Raw genomic sequence first — 14,764 nt, 5'->3', positions numbered from 1 at the left:
GGCTGGATGTATCTGTCGACCGTGCTCGACGACTTCTCGCGCTACATCATCGCCTGGAAGCTGTGCACCAACATGCGAGCCGAGGACGTCACCGACACGCTGGACCTCGCCCTGGCGGCTTCTGGTTGCGACAGCGCCACGGTGCTGCACAAACCCCGGCTACTCAGCGATAATGGCCCCAGCTACATCGCGGGTGAGCTGGCGGAATACATCGAGGCCCGGAAGATGAGCCATGTCCGCGGCGCCCCGTGTCATCCCCAAACCCAGGGCAAGATCGAGCGCTGGCACCAGACCCTGAAAAACCGCATCTTGCTGGAAAACTACTTCCTGCCCGGCGACCTCGAAGCCCACATCGAGGCCTTCGTCGAGCACTACAATCACCAGCGATACCACGAGAGCCTGGCCAACGTGACGCCTGCCGACGCCTACTTCGGCAGGGCTCCGGCAATCATCAAACTGCGCGAAAGGATCAAGCGACAGACCATCGAACATCGGCGCTTGCAGCACCGCAAGTTCGCCGCCTAACATCAACCCCCTGACGAGGTCCGCACTCCGCTAATCTACGCCGCGAGTTGTGCCGAATGTTCTGACGACGGACAGAGCGGCATGGTATCGAAGCAGAGTTGGTCGAGGTGCCGGCTGAAGGACGCGATGCGGGCGTCGCCTTGCAGGCCTATCGTGAAAAGACGAAAGGGGATCTGCTGGTGATGGGCGCCTTCGGACATTCCCGGGCACGGGAATTCGTGCTTGGCGGCGCGACCAGGTCCGTGCTCGACCACCCGAGCTGCCCGGTCCTGCTCTCCCATTGATTATCGAGTTCGCATCGAATGACGGGGCAGTGCTTCATGAAAGCGTGCTCAGCAACCGATCGACGTCGACGGTCGCGAAGCTGATGAAAGAGTCAGCGATGCCGTAGGGCAGCAGCAAGGTTCGCCCGTGCAGCAGCGCGCCGCAGCTATAGACCACGTTCGGGACATAGCCGTCGCGGTATTTGGGATCGGTGGTGATCAGCGGAAGGCGGCTCCGCCCCAGCACTTGGCTCGGGTTTTCCTTGTCGAGCAGACATGCGCCCAGGCTATAGTTTCGGACCGGCCCCACGCCGTGAGTGATCACCAGCCAGCCTTCGTCGAGCTCGATCGGTGATCCGCAATTGCCCAGCTGTACGAATTCCCAAGGCCAACGCGGGCGCAGGATAATCGCGCCATCGGTCCAGTTGTAGAGGTCGTTGGAGCGAAGCAGCCAGATGCTCTCATGATCGAGCCGTGCCAGGGCGGCATAGTGTCCGGCAATGCGCCGCGGGAAAACAGCGATGCCTTTCGTGTCGGGCACGTCGGTACGCAGCGCGCTGAGTTCGAAGCTCTGAAAGTCGCTGGTTCGCAGCAATTCCTGGCGAACGGTCTCGCCACCGACTGCAGTGTACGTCCCGAGGTAGAAGCTGTAGCCATTTTCCTCCTGGAAACGCACGAGACGCAAGTCCTCGAGGCCGTGTCTTTGGCGGAAGGTGACCGGAAAGATCACCAGGGAAGAGATATCGGTGCAGCTGCCGCATGTCAGGCGCACGCCGGGGTCGTCAGGATGCCCTCCGGGCAAAGGCTCGATATGCGGAGGTATGGAAACATCGCTGATCGGGTCGAGCGTGACGGATGCGCCATCGAAATGCCCGGTGCGGAAGGTAATTGAGGAAAGATGGCCTTCGCCAACAGCTCGCAACGAGAGCACGAAACGGGCCGCGCCGCTGAGGGTCGGCGGCTCGGGATGCGGCACGATGCTGGGATTAAACAGGGCGGCCGACGCGTAGGAATATTCGGCGCTCATATAGGCGCCCACAAGAAGCATCTGATCCTTGGTCAGCGTCGGCGAGGGAAGTGTCGGCGGACAGATGAGGTCGTTGCATCGCCGCAGCAGCACCTGCTCGACATCGCCATGGCGCCCGGCGAGACTCGCGAAGATGCGCTCGAGCTCGGAGCGGCACGTCGATGCATCAAGCCCAATGATCCGTTCGATGATGCGGCCGATCCTGGACCGGCGTCCAGGTTCGGGAGCCGTCGGGTCATCGCCGGGAACGAACGGCCGAATGACGACGCGAGCAGGATTTGCATGCAACGTTGGACCGGTTTCGGTCACCAAACCATGATTGTGCAACTCGATCTCCCACTTTCATTGATAAATCGCCGCACCAGCGGCTGAACAGGACGGAGCAAGCCGCTCGAAGCCGCCGCGAGCATTAACCCACTTTCTGCGTTTCGGCTTCACCAAGCCTCGCAAACACGGGATCTAGGCTGTAGGTTGTTGCACTGCAGCAGGCGAATCGGAATCAGCAAGGGGGTCGAGGATGGCCGACGAGACCGCGAGTTCAGCCTATTTCTGGAACAGTATCATGGCGTCGCCGCTTGCCAGCGCGGCTCCTCAGATGTCGATCCTGGCGGATTTGGTTTCGACCGTGCAGTCATCGGCAGGTCAGGTGATGGAACGTTGTCAGCACGAAGCTTCGACATTGCTGGCGGGACGTTTGGAAGCGGACATGACGCTGATTGGGCAGCTGGCCGCCGCGCGGTCGCCCGGCGATCTTGTTGTAGCCTGTACAGACTTCATCAGCGACGCAGCCTCGGACTACTCGGCGGCGATTGGCAGGATGATAAAGCTCGAAATCGAGGAGGCGGCCGTGGTGAGCAATGCCGCCACCGGCGACGACCTGCGCGACGTGGCCCTCTCCGCGCAGATTGTCGCCTGACGCGCTTGGTGGGGGCAGCGCGCGTGGGAGCTGCCGTATCGTGCACATGTTTCGAGCCGAGTTCAGGTGCCCGTCATGAATGGATCAGGGCGTCGGTAACGCCTCTGCGTCAACGCGATCGCAAGGAGGCCACCGCCGGCAACCGCGAAGCTCAAGCCGAGCGTTGCCGAGAATAGTGACACGAACTCCCTTGCTTCGCCGAAAATGGTGATCATCAGCAAGGCGAAGGGCGCGCCGGCCAAAAGCAACAACCCCAAAGCGAGATCGACGAAACCGCGCAGAAGAAGCCATATCCAGTTCGCCATGGGCGTAAGGCGCGACTGAAACGCGACGTCGATCGACAGCAAGGCGCGAAGGAGGAACCAGATCATGACGAACGGCGCCAGCGGGTAAAGGCCATGCCACGGTCCGCCCACGAAAAGGGCGCCGAGCACGAGCGTGAGAGCGCCCGACCCGAAAGTGATCCGTCCGACCCAGCTGTGGCGTCCGGTCCAGGACAGCAGAAGCTCAGATAGGCCACCGGCGAGCAACAGCCAGCCGACGAGCGTGGGAAGTGCATGGACATGCAGGAGCGGCAGCGCGAAAGCTCCGGCGGCGAGCAGGAGCTTGAACAGGCCGCATCCCAGCGTCAGCTGCCATGGGGCGACGTGGAAGGGCCGATGCATCGCTTTCAGCACTCGCCCGTGCAAGCCTCAAGCGCGTCCTGGTCGAGAATGACGATTGCCCGGCGCGAGGGTGTCGTGATGATGCCGTCGTCGCGCAGACGCGTGATCTGCCGGCTGACCGTCTCGATCGTGAGGCCGAGCAGATCGGCCATGTCCTGGCGGCTGAGAGGCAGTTCGAAGCGAAGCGGTCCATCGCTCTTGTCGCTGGAGTGGCGCTTGGCGATGTGCAGAAGGAAAATCGCGACGCGCTCGCCGGCGCTCTTGCGCGCCAGCATCATCATCCATTGTCTGGCCCTGTCGAGATCGGTCAGGGTCCTTTCCAGTAGGCCGTGCTCCAGGGGCTGGTGATCTTGCGCGAAAGTGTCGAACGCCGAGCGCGAGAAGGTGCAGACACGCGAGTCGGTGAGGGCGATGACGGAATGCATGCTCGTCGCGCCGAACGGACGTCCGATAAAATCGCTGGGCAGCACGATACCGAGCGTCTGGTCGCGGCCATCGGCGCTCGAGACCGACAATTTGAGCGCGCCTTCGAGCACGTTGCCGACAAGGAGCGACTCGTCGCCCTGCCATACAAGCGCCTGCCCCTTCTTGACGATTTGATGCCGCCCCAGCCGATTGAGCCCTTCCAGGCTTTCCTCGGGCAAGGAATGGCAGATCGCCTTGTCGCGAACAGCGCATTGCGTACAGGCGTTCATGGTCTCTCCGCGAGTTGGCCGGTGGGTGCACGGTTCCTATCCGCGGCCCCGGGGCGGAGACATTAGTAGTTTACCTAAGGGAGGATCGGGTCACACGGCCGAGCTGAACCTCCTGCTGCCAGGTTGGCGGTAGGCGTCGAAAGTTGCCGCGATAGTGCGTGCATAAGGGAGCGCGGAAGGGGCGATGGAGAGCGTGTCGCCCTCCCAGCACACCAGGCCGCGGTCGAGGAACGGCGCGAGGCGATCGTGAGCGGGCAAGAGGAGATCAGCCGGCACACTCGCTTTCCCTTGGCAGAGCAGCTGCTCGATGACCCCGCCGCGAAGACGATCGTCAGCATTCCGGCGGATGCCTCGATTGCCGGTCAGGCGCTGCTGCGAAAGCATCATGCGATAGCGGCCTGCGTTCTTTTCGTTTTGGATGAGGAGGTCGGGGAAGCTGCTTATGGCAGACGCGCCAAGACCAATCACCACAGGAGCGTCATCGTCGGTGAACCCCTGAAAATTGCGCGACAGCCGGCTTTCGCGGGTCGCCTGCGCCAGGCCGTCGTGCGGCAGCGCGAAATGATCGAAGCCCACAGCCTCATAGCCGCTCCTCGTGAGCAGCTCATGTCCCTGCGAGGCCATTCGAAACCGCATCGCCTGATCGGGCAGCGCGTCCGCATCGATCCGCCGTTGACGGGCGATCAAATGCGGGACGTGCGCATAACCGAACAGCGCTATCCGATCGGCGCCTAGCTCGACCGCTTTGGCGAGAGAGTCCGCGAGGTCCTTCTCGGATTGTCCGGGCAAGCCGTACATGAGGTCATAGTTGAGGGAAGTAACGCCCGCCTCGCGCAGCATCGATGTGCACCGCTCGATGTCCTGCAGCGGCTGAATCCGCCCGATTGCCTCCTGGAGGCGCGGATCGAAAGTCTGCACGCCCAGGCTCGCATTGCTGATCCGCGTGCCCGCGATCGCCTGCGCCCACGCAGAGGTCAAAGTGCGTGGGTCCAGTTCGATCGAGACGACGGGCTTCTCGAGCCGAAAACTGTCCGTGAGCGAGAGGAACAGGCGAACGAAATCGGTAGCCGTGATCGCATTGGGGCTGCCGCCGCCGAAGGACAGGCGGCGGACCGTTGCGGTCTTCGGCAGCATCCGGCCGACCAGCGCGATTTCGCTATGCAAAGCCTCCAGATAGCTGGCCAGCCGCTGCCGGCGATTTGCACGGCCCGTGTTGCACCCGCAGTACCAGCATATCGTTTCGCAAAAGGGGATATGGACGTAAAGCGAGACATCGCCGTCTGTTCTCGAAAGGGCAGAGGCGAAATCCTGCTCCCCCACATCGTTGCCGAACTCGGCTGCTGTGGGATAGCTTGTATAGCGCGGGACCGGGGTCGCCAGCAGGTCTGGATGGTAAGGCCACATGGTGCGATCTTGCTGCGCCAAGCAGCCTGTTTCATTGAGGAGCATCAAAAATCTGGCCAATTGCCCGTGGCTTTCAGTTTTACGTGGCAGGGCAGCTCTCGAGCGGTGGTGCCAAGGACGCCGCTGCTTATCGCGATCTTAGTCGTTCGGTCGCAAAGGCGCCGGGAAGTGTCGCAAGGACAATCTTTTTGGATTGACAGAATATTGATTTGAAACAAAGTTCGGCGTCGAAGGCGCCGCTATCGGATCGCTCGAACCTTGTGGAGACGACCAGCGAGACGACATGGTCGCCCGGTTCCGGCATGCTTGTCGAGCATGCCTTGAAGCAAGCGGGAGAGGGGCCTTGGCAGTCAGCTGCGGCGCGAACGATCACGCGCGCCGTATGTCCAAGGGTCGATCATGTGCCAGTTTGCCTCTCTGAAGCCATCCGCAACATCAGTGTCGCGCTTTCTGCCTATCCTCAGAGCGTGGGAACAGGACTGCCGGCCGAGCCGTATCAGCTTCTTTGCTGTCGACGCGGAGCGTAGCCGGCAGCCAACAGCAAGGGGTTAGTGATCATGAGCCTGCCCATCGGAATGTGGGGGATGATCATCGGCGTGCTCGGGATCATCGCCATCGCAAGCGGAGCCTGGTTGCTCTTGCGCGCGCGCGACGTGGCCCGACTGACGGACACGCCGAACAACGAGGTCGCGCCGGGACGCAAGCGGAGGCCATCGGCCAGCCGCACCAAGGTGCGGATCGTGCTCGCCATCAACGTGCTCTCCACGATCGGGGCGCTCACGATCTTCGCGCTGGTCGCTTCGCGCACCATCGGCTCCAACGAAACGCAAAACGATCCCTACGCGGCACGGCCCTGACGTAGAAGCAAAGGACGGCGAGAATGGACGAACTACTCTTCAAGGTCGGGGGCTGGTTGTTGCTGGCCATATTGGCGCTCTTCGCCTGCGCGCTCGCCCTTGATTCGGGCTTCTCGGTCCACATGGCGATCGCCTCCGCCACGGCCCTGCTGATCGCCTGGATCACGATGTACAAGGCCGACTTCCAGGTCTTGTCAGGCTTCAAGCCGGCGACAATGCCGGATGTGACCCGGTACGACGACGATCTCATCCGGCTCGGCGTCATTGCGACGCTGTTCTGGGGCGTCGTCGGCTTCCTGGTCGGCGTGGTGATCGCGACGCAGATGGTCGTCCCGACCCTGAACCTCGAGCCCTGGTTCAGCTTCGGGCGCATGCGGCCGCTTCATACGTCTGCCGTCATCTTCGCCTTCGGCGGCAATGCGCTCATCGCGACGAGCTTCTACGTCGTCCAGCGCACCTGCCGCGCGCGCCTCGCATTCCCGGCGCTCGCGCGCTTCGTGTTCTGGGGCTACCAGTTCTTCATCGTCCTGGCCGCGACCGGCTACCTGATGGGCGTCACTGCCAGCCGCGAATATGCCGAGCCCGAATGGTATGTGGATCTGTGGCTCACGATCGTCTGGGTCGCCTATTTCGTCGTTTTCGTCGGCACGCTGCTGCGCCGGACCGAGCCGCACATCTACGTCGCCAACTGGTTCTATCTGAGCTTCATCATCACGATCGCGATGCTGCACATCGTGAACAACCTCGCGGTGCCGGCAAGCCTCTTCGGCTCTAAGAGCTACTCGGCCTTCGCCGGCGTGCAGGATGCGCTCACGCAGTGGTGGTACGGCCACAACGCGGTGGGCTTCTTCCTTACCGCCGGCTTCCTGGCGATGATGTACTACTTCGTGCCCAAGCAGGCGGAGCGGCCGATCTACAGCTACCGTCTGTCGATCATTCACTTCTGGTCGCTGATCTTCCTCTATATCTGGGCGGGACCGCATCACCTTCACTACACGGCGCTGCCCGACTGGGCGCAGACGCTGGGCATGGTCTTCTCGGTTGTGCTGTGGATGCCGAGCTGGGGCGGCATGATCAACGGCCTGATGACTCTGAACGGAGCCTGGGACAAGATCCGCACCGATCCGATCATCCGCATGATGGTCTTCGCGCTCGCCTTCTACGGCATGGCGACCTTCGAAGGTCCGATGCTGTCGATCAAGGCGGTCAACTCGCTGTCGCACTATACCGAGTGGACCATCGGCCATGTGCATTCGGGCGCACTCGGCTGGAACGGGATGATCACCTTCGCCGCGCTTTACTATCTCGTTCCGCGGCTCTGGGGACGCGAGCGACTCTATTCGCTGCGCATGGTGAACTGGCACTTCTGGCTCGCGACGCTGGGGCTGGTGCTCTATGCGGCCGCGCTCTGGGTCGCCGGCATCACGCAGGGCCTGATGGCGCGGGAATATGGCTCGGACGGCTACCTCGTCTACGCTTTCGCCGAGATCGTGGCGGCCATGAAGCCCTACTATGCGATCCGCGTGCTTGGCGGCCTGCTCTATCTCCTGGGTGCGCTGATCATGGTCTACAACGTGTGGATGACGATCCTGGGCCGGCTTCGCAAGGAAGCGCCCATGTCGAGCGCCGCCTACAATCCCGAAGCCGACCGGCCGATCGTGCCGGCCGCGACCCCGGCTGAATGAAGGGAAACGTCTGATGTCATCGCAGCTCGCCACCCAGCACAAGAAGCTGGAGCGCAACGTCACTCTTCTCAGCGTCTTCGCCTTCATAGCCGTGGCCATCGGCGGCATCGTCGAGATCGCGCCGCTGTTCTGGATCGACTCCACCGTCGAGAAAGTGGAGGGCATGCGGCCCTACACCCCGCTCGAGCAGGCGGGGCGCGACATCTATGTGCGCGAAGGGTGCTACACTTGCCACAGCCAGATGATCCGACCCTTCCGCGACGAAGTGGAGCGTTACGGCCACTACAGCCTCGCCGCCGAGTCCATGTACGATCACCCCTTCCAGTGGGGCTCGAAGCGTACCGGACCCGACCTGGCGCGGGTGGGCGGGCGCTATTCGGACGAATGGCACGTGCAGCACCTGAAGGACCCGCGGTCGGTGGTGCCGGAATCGATCATGCCCTCCTATGCCTTCCTGGCGGACACCGAACTCGACCTCAAGGGGATCGACGGAAAGATAGGCGCGCTGCGCAAGGTCGGCGTTCCCTATACAAAGGCAATGATCGACAGCGCCGAAGCAGACGCCAAGCTGCAAGCTTCGTCGGACGGCGACGCGGCCGATCTCGCCAAGCGCTATCCCAAGTCGCAGGTGCGCGACTTCGATGGCGATCCGTCGAGGCTCACCGAAATGGATGCGGTCGTCGCCTACCTGCAGATGCTCGGCACGCTGGTCGACACCAATGCCGCCGCGGCGCAGGAGCGGCGCCGATGACCTACGACGCGCTGCGTCACTTTGCCGACAGCTGGGGCCTGGTGCTCATGGCGATCATGTTCGCGGTTTTTGTCGGCTGGACTTTTCGAAAGGGCGCGCGCTCCCGGCAGGACCGCGCCGCCCGTTCGATCCTGGAGGAAGATGATGGCTGACAAGCGGATCGACGAGGCGACGGGGACGCCCACGGTCGGGCACGAATGGGATGGGATCGAGGAACTCGACACACCCATGCCGCGCTGGTGGCTGTGGACCCTCTATGCGACAATCATCTGGGGCATAGCCTATACGGTGCTCTATCCCGCCTGGCCGCTGGTCAATTCGGCGACGAAGGGCGTGCTCGGCTGGTCGAGCCGCGAGCAATTGGCCGGCGAAGAGGAGGCGGAGCGCCTGCGCAAGGAGCCCCTGCAACTTGCGCTCGCCCGCATCCCGATCGAGCGGCTCAACGAGGATTCGCGGCTGATGCAGGCGGCGGTCGAAGGCGGCCGCGCGGCGTTCAAGGTGCACTGCGTCCAGTGCCACGGCTCTGGCGCCGCCGGTAGCAAGGGTTATCCGAACCTCAACGACGACGACTGGCTCTGGGGCGGGGACATCAAGCAGATTCACACGACCCTGGTCCATGGTATTCGCCAGCCCGGTCACGCCGAGACGCGCATGTCGCAGATGCCCGCGTTCGGGCGCGATGGTATCCTTACCTCCGAGCAGGTGGAGGACGTGGTCAGCCACGTTCGCGTCATCTCCCGTCAGGAGAAGCCGAGCGCAGCCTCGCAGCGCGGCGCGAAGCTGTTCGCCGACAATTGTGCGGTGTGCCACGGCGCGCAGGGCCAGGGCGATCGCAAGTTGGGCGCACCCAATCTCGCCGATTCCATCTGGCTGTTCGGCGGCGATCGGGAGGCGCTCGCGCAAACGGTCAACAACTCCCGCTATGGCGTGATGCCGGCTTGGGGCGCGCGCCTCGATCCGGTCACGGTGAAGATGCTGGCGGCTTACGTACACTCGCTGGGGGGCGGCGAGGATTTCATCCCCGAGCCCGCGCCAAGCGCCGCTGCATCCGCGGCGCCGCAAGCGGCTCCCTCCCAGGCGGCCAAGAGCAATGTCCAGCCCAGATGATCTGACCGGCTCCAAGCAGCAGCTGTTCGAGAAGCGGCAGAAGGTCTTTCCCAAGGCGATCGACGGGCCGTTCCGCCGCTTCAAGTGGCTGGTCATGGCAGTGACGTTGACGATCTACTACGTCACGCCGTGGCTGCGCTGGGATCGCGGGCCCTATGCACCTGACCAGGCGGTGCTTGTCGATATCGCCAACCGTCGCTTCTACATGTTCTCGATCGAGATCTGGCCGCACGAGTTCTATTATGTCGCCGGCCTGCTCATCATGGCCGGCATCGGCCTGTTTCTCGTGACCTCGGCGGTCGGCCGGGCATGGTGCGGTTATGCCTGTCCGCAGACGGTCTGGACCGACCTCTTCCAGCATGTCGAGCGCGCGATCGAGGGCGATCGCAATGCCCAGCTGCGCCTGGAGAAGGCCCCGTGGGGGCCTTCGAAGATCGCCAAGCGCGTGACCAAACACGCGATCTGGCTGCTCATCGCCGTGGCGACTGGCGGCGCCTGGATCTTCTACTTCGCCGATGCGCCGACGCTCGCTCGCCAGCTTTGGGCGCTCGACGCGCCTTATCAGGCCTGGTTCACGATCGGGCTGCTCACCGCCACGACCTACATACTTGGCGGGCTGATGCGCGAGCAGTTCTGCATCTACGGTTGCCCCTGGCCGCGTATCCAGGGTGCGATGCTCGACGAGAAATCGCTGATGGTCACTTACAAGGCCTGGCGGGGCGAGCCTCGGACTCACGGCATCAAACGGGCGGGCCCCGCAGTGCACCAGCCCGATGGCGAGCTCGGCGCCCAGGCGCAGTACGGCTTACCCTCGCTTGTGGCGCTGGCGTCTGCTCCCGAAAACAATCCGCGTGTCATCGGCGACTGCATCGATTGCAACAACTGCGTAGCGGTGTGTCCCACCGGCATCGACATACGCAACGGTCCGCAGATCGGCTGTATCACCTGCGGTTTGTGCATCGACGCCTGTGACGACATCATGGAGCGGATCGGTAGGCCCAAGAAGCTGATCGGCTATTCGACGGTCGCCGACGAGCTGCTCGCAGGCAATGGCAAGACGCCGGAGCCGCCGCTCAAGCGGCTGTTCCGTCCGCGCACGCTCATCTACTTCCTGATCTGGGGCTCGATCGGCCTGGCGATGCTGTTCGCGCTCGGATCGCGCACGCGGCTTGACCTCAGCGTCCGTATGGAGCGTAACCCCATCTGGGTGCAGCTGTCGGATGGCACGGTGCGCAATGCCTACACCATCAACGTGCGCAACATGGAAGCGCGGCCGCGCTCGGTCACTTTGTCGATCGAGGGCCTGCCCGATGCGCAGATCTGGACCGATGCGCAGGCGCGCGGTGGCGCCGGTCAGGCCGTGGAGATCGCGATCGGCCCCGACCAGGCCCGCAAGACGCGGGTCTATGTCGCGGCGCCCGAACGCCAGCAGCGTGATTTCGCGTTCGTCATTCGAGCCAACGACGGTCAAGGAGCAACGGATCGCGAGAGCACCGTGTTCGAGGGGCCGGAGAGCGAACGATGAGGCGCGAGTTCACCGGACGCCACATGCTCTTCATCATGCTGGGCATGTTCGGGACGATCATCGCCGTCAATCTGGTGATGGCTCGGTTCGCCGTCACGACGTTTGGGGGCACGGTCGTCGAGAATTCCTACGTCGCCAGCCAGGCGTACAATCGCTGGCTGGCCGAGGCGCGGGCACAGGACGACCTCGGCTGGACGCTCGATCTGGTTCTGATCCCAGGACGGATTGTCGAGGCCAAGACAACGCCGCGGGAAGGCACGCTGGCCGGCGTAGCCGAGCATCCGCTCGGCCGGGCTCCCGACCAACCGCTGACGTTCAGGAGATCCCCGCAGGGCTTGTGGCGATCGACAACCCCGCTGCCGCCGGGACGCTGGCGCGTACGCCTCGAACTGCGGAACGGTGGACAGTCGGCGCGTTTCGTCAAGGACGTGCCGGCGTGAGCGCCGTCACCAGCACGTTCAGCGTCCCGGGGCTGCACTGCGCCGGCTGCATCGCCAAGCTCGAAGGCGGACTGGCGCGGACGGACGGCGTGATCAGCGCCAGGGTCAACTTCACCAAGCGCCGGGTCGCTATCGCCCATACGGACAAGCTTGGCGATGATCACCTGAGGGAAATCATCGGCAGGATCGGTTTTCCGGCGGAGCGCCTCCTCGGCGAGGAGGAGACGCGCAGCGCGCCGGAAAGCCGTGAACTCGGCATCGCGCTCGGCGTCGCCGGCTTTGCGGCAATGAATATCATGTTGCTGTCCGTCAGCGTCTGGTCCGGGGCGCAGGGCGCGACGCGCGACCTGTTTCACTGGCTCTCGGCGCTGATCGCGCTTCCTACCGTGGCCTATGCGGGCCGACCCTTCTTCCGCAGCGCCTGGGGCGCTCTTCGTCACGGCCGCACCAACATGGACGTGCCGATCAGCATCGGCGTGACCATGGCCTGCGCCGCCAGCTTGTACGAGACGATCAATAGCGGTCCGCACGCCTATTTCGACGGCGCGGTGATGCTGCTGTTCTTCCTGCTTGCCGGTCGCTTCCTCGACAGCGTGATGCGGGTACGCGCCGAAGACGGCGTCGCCGCGCTGCAGCGCCAGCGCGCGCCGCGGGGCCTGGTCGTCGGCAAGGACGGCGTTGCCGAATGGCGCAACGCCGAAGAGATCGCCCCGGGCATGACTCTGCTCGTGGCGGCGGGTGAAACCTTCGCAGCCGACGGCGTGATCGTCAGCGGGGCGTCGAGCATCGACCGGCAACTGGTCACGGGCGAAAGCGCGCCGGAGAATGTCGGCATCGGCGACGCCGTCCTTGCCGGCACGATCAATCTCGCCGCGCCGCTGACGGTAAAAGTCAGCGCCGCGGGCGAGGGGACGGCGATCGCCGGCATCGCCCGCCTCATGGAAGCCGCGAGTGGAGCGAAGTCGCGGTACGTGCGGCTCGCCGACCGGGCTGCGCGCTATTATGCTCCCGCCGTGCACGTCCTTGCCGCGCTCTCGCTGGTCGGATGGCTGATCGCCGGCGCCGGATTGCACCAGGCGGTGCTGATTGCGGTGGCCGTGCTCATCATAACCTGTCCGTGCGCGCTTGGCCTCGCCGTCCCGGTCGCCCAGGTCGTCGCGGCCGGTTCGCTCATGCGCCGCGGCGTGCTGATCCGCGACGGCGCTGGCCTGGAGCGTCTTGCTGAAGCGAATGTCGCGCTTTTCGATAAGACTGGAACATTGACGCTCGGCCGGCCGAGACTGATCGATGACGGGAATTTGTCACCGGACGAAAGGCCAGTGGCCTTGGCGCTTGCGCAGAGAAGCCGCCATCCGCTCGCCAGGGCATTGGCGACAGCACTGGAGGGTATCGAGGCTGCCGACATCAGCGATGTCGAGGAAGCCCCGGGTCTTGGCGTCGCCGCGATTTGGAAGGGGCAGCGTGCCTTCCTCGGCCGCATCGACGATGCCGGACCTGAAGGCGGCGAGGCTCCCGGACACCACGCGCTCACCACCGGGTTCAGGCTGGGAGGTGGGCCGGCCCGCCTGCTGCGCTTCGAAGATGCCCTGCGCCCCGATGCCGACGCCGCGATCGCCCGCCTCGATGCGCTGCATATGCAGCCTACCATCGTTTCCGGCGACCGCGAGCGCCGTGTCGCGCGGCTCGCTGTCAAGCTTGGCATGCGCGGGCAGGGCGATCTCGATCCGCAAGGAAAGCTTGAGGTGATCGCACGCCTCAGCGCGCAAGGTCACCGGGTCCTGATGGTCGGCGACGGCCTCAACGACGGCCCGGCGCTCAATGCCGCGCACGTTTCCATGGCGCCGTCTTCGGCAAGCGATGTCGGGCAAAGCGCCGCCGACCTCGTGTTTCTGGGCGACTCTCTCTCGGCGGTGCCGGCATCCGTCGCTGCCGCAAGGCGCACGATGCGCGTCGTGAAGCAGAACTTCGCCATGGCGATCGGCTATAATGTGCTGGCCGTGCCGCTGGCCGTTGCCGGCATGGTGACGCCGCTGGTCGCCGCTCTTGCCATGTCACTCTCGTCCATCATCGTCGTCGGCAATTCGCTGCGTCTTCGGAACGCCGCGCGGTGACCGGGCTTACGATACTCATACCGGCAGCGCTGTTTCTCGGTCTGCTTGGCCTTGCCGCCTTCTACTGGTCGATGCGGAACGGCCAATATGACGATCTCGACGGCGCCGCCGAACGCATCCTGCTCGATGAAGCCGACGAACTATCGCAAGATCAGTCGCCAGCCGGCCGCCGCGAACACGACCGCTGAGCCGCCCAGAGGCGCAAGCGGCACAAGTCAGCCGCCTTCGGTCAGCTCAGCTTTCGCGCATAAGGCGCTTGCGGCACCGATCGGCGTGACACGCTGTCAGGCAGCAGGATTGCCTGTCGCTGGGCTCCGGCTGCCGGTCCACCGGGATCGGAACGGTGCGCGCAGAGCCGTCGCTTGCACAGAGCTGGACCCAGAGCAGGGTGTGCGACGACGGCATGCCGCTAAGTGATCCGGGAAGGATCGCCGCAATCCCGACGAGCGCCATCAGCTTCATTTGAATCTCTTCCGTCGCCGGGCATACAGCACTGTCATTGTGACTTGTCCGTCGTCAGAACATTCGGCACAACTCGCGGCGTAGATTAGCGGAGTGCGGACCTCGTCAGGGGGTTGATGTTAGGCGGCGAACTTGCGGTGCTGCAAGCGCCGATGTTCGATGGTCTGTCGCTTGATCCTTTCGCGCAGTTTGATGATTGCCGGAGCCGGCTCTGTTGCAAAGATTGGCGGCAGTCAGAGGTAGGCTGTCGCTCTGCGCCGATCAGGCGGCTGCTGCGAAATGGTGGTTGAGCATGCCCATGGCCTCCGTCAGCGCCGAGGGCCCAATGCCA

General features: G+C 63.9%; 17 protein-coding genes and 1 pseudogene. 12 read left to right on the top strand and 6 right to left on the bottom strand.

What is annotated here, in order from left to right:
• On the top strand, nucleotides 1-525 hold a 525-nt coding region (locus KAY22_RS15875; RefSeq protein ID WP_139150017.1), incomplete at its 5' end, for a DDE-type integrase/transposase/recombinase.
• An 86-nt stretch (nucleotides 526-611) separates the two neighbouring features.
• Complete coding sequence (locus KAY22_RS15870; protein WP_268801844.1) at nucleotides 612-809, top strand: universal stress protein; 198 nt, start codon at nucleotides 612-614, stop codon at nucleotides 807-809.
• Nucleotides 810-843: 34 nt separating this feature from the next.
• Here the strand turns inward: KAY22_RS15870 and KAY22_RS15865 are convergent, their stop codons facing one another.
• Nucleotides 844-2,124 carry a glycoside hydrolase family 130 protein gene (locus tag KAY22_RS15865; RefSeq protein ID WP_234792442.1) on the bottom strand — a complete coding sequence of 427 codons (1,281 nt, stop codon included), beginning with the start codon at nucleotides 2,122-2,124 and terminating at the stop codon, nucleotides 844-846.
• 208 nt (nucleotides 2,125-2,332) lie between these two features.
• Between KAY22_RS15865 and KAY22_RS15860 the strand changes: the two genes are divergently transcribed.
• A complete protein-coding gene (locus KAY22_RS15860) occupies nucleotides 2,333-2,731 on the top strand; it encodes a hypothetical protein (protein WP_069337918.1) in 399 nt (132 codons plus the stop codon).
• A 62-nt stretch (nucleotides 2,732-2,793) separates the two neighbouring features.
• Here KAY22_RS15860 and KAY22_RS15855 read toward each other — a convergent pair whose 3' ends face one another.
• From KAY22_RS15855 to hemN, 3 genes are all read right to left on the bottom strand, one after another.
• Nucleotides 2,794-3,408: a DUF308 domain-containing protein gene (locus KAY22_RS15855; RefSeq protein ID WP_081331757.1), complete on the bottom strand. Its 615-nt coding sequence runs from the start codon at nucleotides 3,406-3,408 to the stop codon at nucleotides 2,794-2,796.
• Nucleotides 3,402-4,091 carry a Crp/Fnr family transcriptional regulator gene (locus KAY22_RS15850; RefSeq protein WP_069337916.1) on the bottom strand — a complete coding sequence of 230 codons (690 nt, stop codon included), beginning with the start codon at nucleotides 4,089-4,091 and terminating at the stop codon, nucleotides 3,402-3,404. The genes KAY22_RS15855 and KAY22_RS15850 overlap by 7 nt, the downstream gene beginning before the upstream one ends.
• A gap of 90 nt (nucleotides 4,092-4,181) precedes the next feature.
• On the bottom strand, nucleotides 4,182-5,495 hold the full coding sequence (hemN, locus tag KAY22_RS15845; protein ID WP_069337920.1) for an oxygen-independent coproporphyrinogen III oxidase: 1,314 nt from the start codon (nucleotides 5,493-5,495) through the stop codon (nucleotides 4,182-4,184).
• 557 nt (nucleotides 5,496-6,052) lie between these two features.
• Here hemN and KAY22_RS15840 point away from each other — a divergent pair.
• From KAY22_RS15840 to ccoS, 9 genes are read left to right on the top strand one after another with little or no spacing between them, the layout of a single operon-like run.
• Entirely contained in the window at nucleotides 6,053-6,352 is a 300-nt protein-coding gene (locus KAY22_RS15840) for a hypothetical protein (RefSeq protein WP_020820404.1), read from the top strand.
• Nucleotides 6,353-6,375: 23 nt separating this feature from the next.
• Entirely contained in the window at nucleotides 6,376-8,037 is a 1,662-nt protein-coding gene (ccoN, locus tag KAY22_RS15835; protein ID WP_069337915.1) for a cytochrome-c oxidase, cbb3-type subunit I, read from the top strand.
• Nucleotides 8,038-8,050: 13 nt separating this feature from the next.
• A complete protein-coding gene (ccoO, locus tag KAY22_RS15830; RefSeq protein WP_020820402.1) occupies nucleotides 8,051-8,788 on the top strand; it encodes a cytochrome-c oxidase, cbb3-type subunit II in 738 nt (245 codons plus the stop codon).
• Entirely contained in the window at nucleotides 8,785-8,940 is a 156-nt protein-coding gene (locus KAY22_RS15825) for a cbb3-type cytochrome c oxidase subunit 3 (RefSeq protein WP_020820401.1), read from the top strand. The genes ccoO and KAY22_RS15825 overlap by 4 nt, the downstream gene beginning before the upstream one ends.
• Nucleotides 8,933-9,895: a cytochrome-c oxidase, cbb3-type subunit III gene (gene ccoP, locus KAY22_RS15820; RefSeq protein ID WP_081331756.1), complete on the top strand. Its 963-nt coding sequence runs from the start codon at nucleotides 8,933-8,935 to the stop codon at nucleotides 9,893-9,895. The genes KAY22_RS15825 and ccoP overlap by 8 nt, the downstream gene beginning before the upstream one ends.
• Nucleotides 9,879-11,420, top strand: a complete 1,542-nt coding sequence (locus KAY22_RS15815; RefSeq protein WP_125989584.1) for a 4Fe-4S dicluster domain-containing protein — start codon at nucleotides 9,879-9,881, stop codon at nucleotides 11,418-11,420. Before ccoP ends, KAY22_RS15815 begins: the two co-directional genes overlap by 17 nt.
• Nucleotides 11,417-11,860: a FixH family protein gene (locus tag KAY22_RS15810; protein ID WP_021227175.1), complete on the top strand. Its 444-nt coding sequence runs from the start codon at nucleotides 11,417-11,419 to the stop codon at nucleotides 11,858-11,860. The genes KAY22_RS15815 and KAY22_RS15810 overlap by 4 nt, the downstream gene beginning before the upstream one ends.
• Entirely contained in the window at nucleotides 11,857-13,971 is a 2,115-nt protein-coding gene (locus tag KAY22_RS15805; protein ID WP_069337912.1) for a heavy metal translocating P-type ATPase, read from the top strand. Before KAY22_RS15810 ends, KAY22_RS15805 begins: the two co-directional genes overlap by 4 nt.
• A complete protein-coding gene (ccoS, locus tag KAY22_RS15800; protein ID WP_069337911.1) occupies nucleotides 13,968-14,159 on the top strand; it encodes a cbb3-type cytochrome oxidase assembly protein CcoS in 192 nt (63 codons plus the stop codon). Before KAY22_RS15805 ends, ccoS begins: the two co-directional genes overlap by 4 nt.
• A 46-nt stretch (nucleotides 14,160-14,205) precedes the next feature.
• Here ccoS and KAY22_RS15795 read toward each other — a convergent pair whose 3' ends face one another.
• Nucleotides 14,206-14,433 (bottom strand): hypothetical protein, encoded by a 228-nt coding sequence (locus KAY22_RS15795; protein WP_069337910.1) that lies wholly within the window; start codon nucleotides 14,431-14,433, stop codon nucleotides 14,206-14,208.
• Between the two features lie 119 nt (nucleotides 14,434-14,552).
• Nucleotides 14,553-14,639, bottom strand: a pseudogene (locus tag KAY22_RS15790) (pyruvate, phosphate dikinase); the annotation flags it as partial.
• Nucleotides 14,640-14,764: the final 125 nt, after the last annotated feature.

This window comes from Rhizorhabdus sp., assembly GCF_018006725.1.
In the GTDB taxonomy this organism is placed as follows: Bacteria; Pseudomonadota; Alphaproteobacteria; order Sphingomonadales; family Sphingomonadaceae; genus Rhizorhabdus.
This window is presented reverse-complemented; position numbering and strand designations above follow the sequence as displayed.

What these genes read in the sequence shown, in the direction of transcription:
- KAY22_RS15860 (WP_069337918.1), top strand. Translation starts at nt 2,333, where the DNA reads ATGGCCGACGAGACCGCGAGTTCAGCCTATTTCTGGAACAGTATCATG.
- KAY22_RS15850 (WP_069337916.1), bottom strand. Translation starts at nt 4,091, where the DNA reads ATGAACGCCTGTACGCAATGCGCTGTTCGCGACAAGGCGATCTGCCAT.
- hemN (WP_069337920.1), bottom strand. Translation starts at nt 5,495, where the DNA reads ATGTGGCCTTACCATCCAGACCTGCTGGCGACCCCGGTCCCGCGCTAT.
- KAY22_RS15840 (WP_020820404.1), top strand. Translation starts at nt 6,053, where the DNA reads ATGAGCCTGCCCATCGGAATGTGGGGGATGATCATCGGCGTGCTCGGG.
- ccoN (WP_069337915.1), top strand. Translation starts at nt 6,376, where the DNA reads ATGGACGAACTACTCTTCAAGGTCGGGGGCTGGTTGTTGCTGGCCATA.
- ccoO (WP_020820402.1), top strand. Translation starts at nt 8,051, where the DNA reads ATGTCATCGCAGCTCGCCACCCAGCACAAGAAGCTGGAGCGCAACGTC.
- KAY22_RS15825 (WP_020820401.1), top strand. Translation starts at nt 8,785, where the DNA reads ATGACCTACGACGCGCTGCGTCACTTTGCCGACAGCTGGGGCCTGGTG.
- ccoP (WP_081331756.1), top strand. Translation starts at nt 8,933, where the DNA reads ATGGCTGACAAGCGGATCGACGAGGCGACGGGGACGCCCACGGTCGGG.
- KAY22_RS15815 (WP_125989584.1), top strand. Translation starts at nt 9,879, where the DNA reads ATGTCCAGCCCAGATGATCTGACCGGCTCCAAGCAGCAGCTGTTCGAG.
- KAY22_RS15810 (WP_021227175.1), top strand. Translation starts at nt 11,417, where the DNA reads ATGAGGCGCGAGTTCACCGGACGCCACATGCTCTTCATCATGCTGGGC.
- KAY22_RS15795 (WP_069337910.1), bottom strand. Translation starts at nt 14,433, where the DNA reads ATGAAGCTGATGGCGCTCGTCGGGATTGCGGCGATCCTTCCCGGATCA.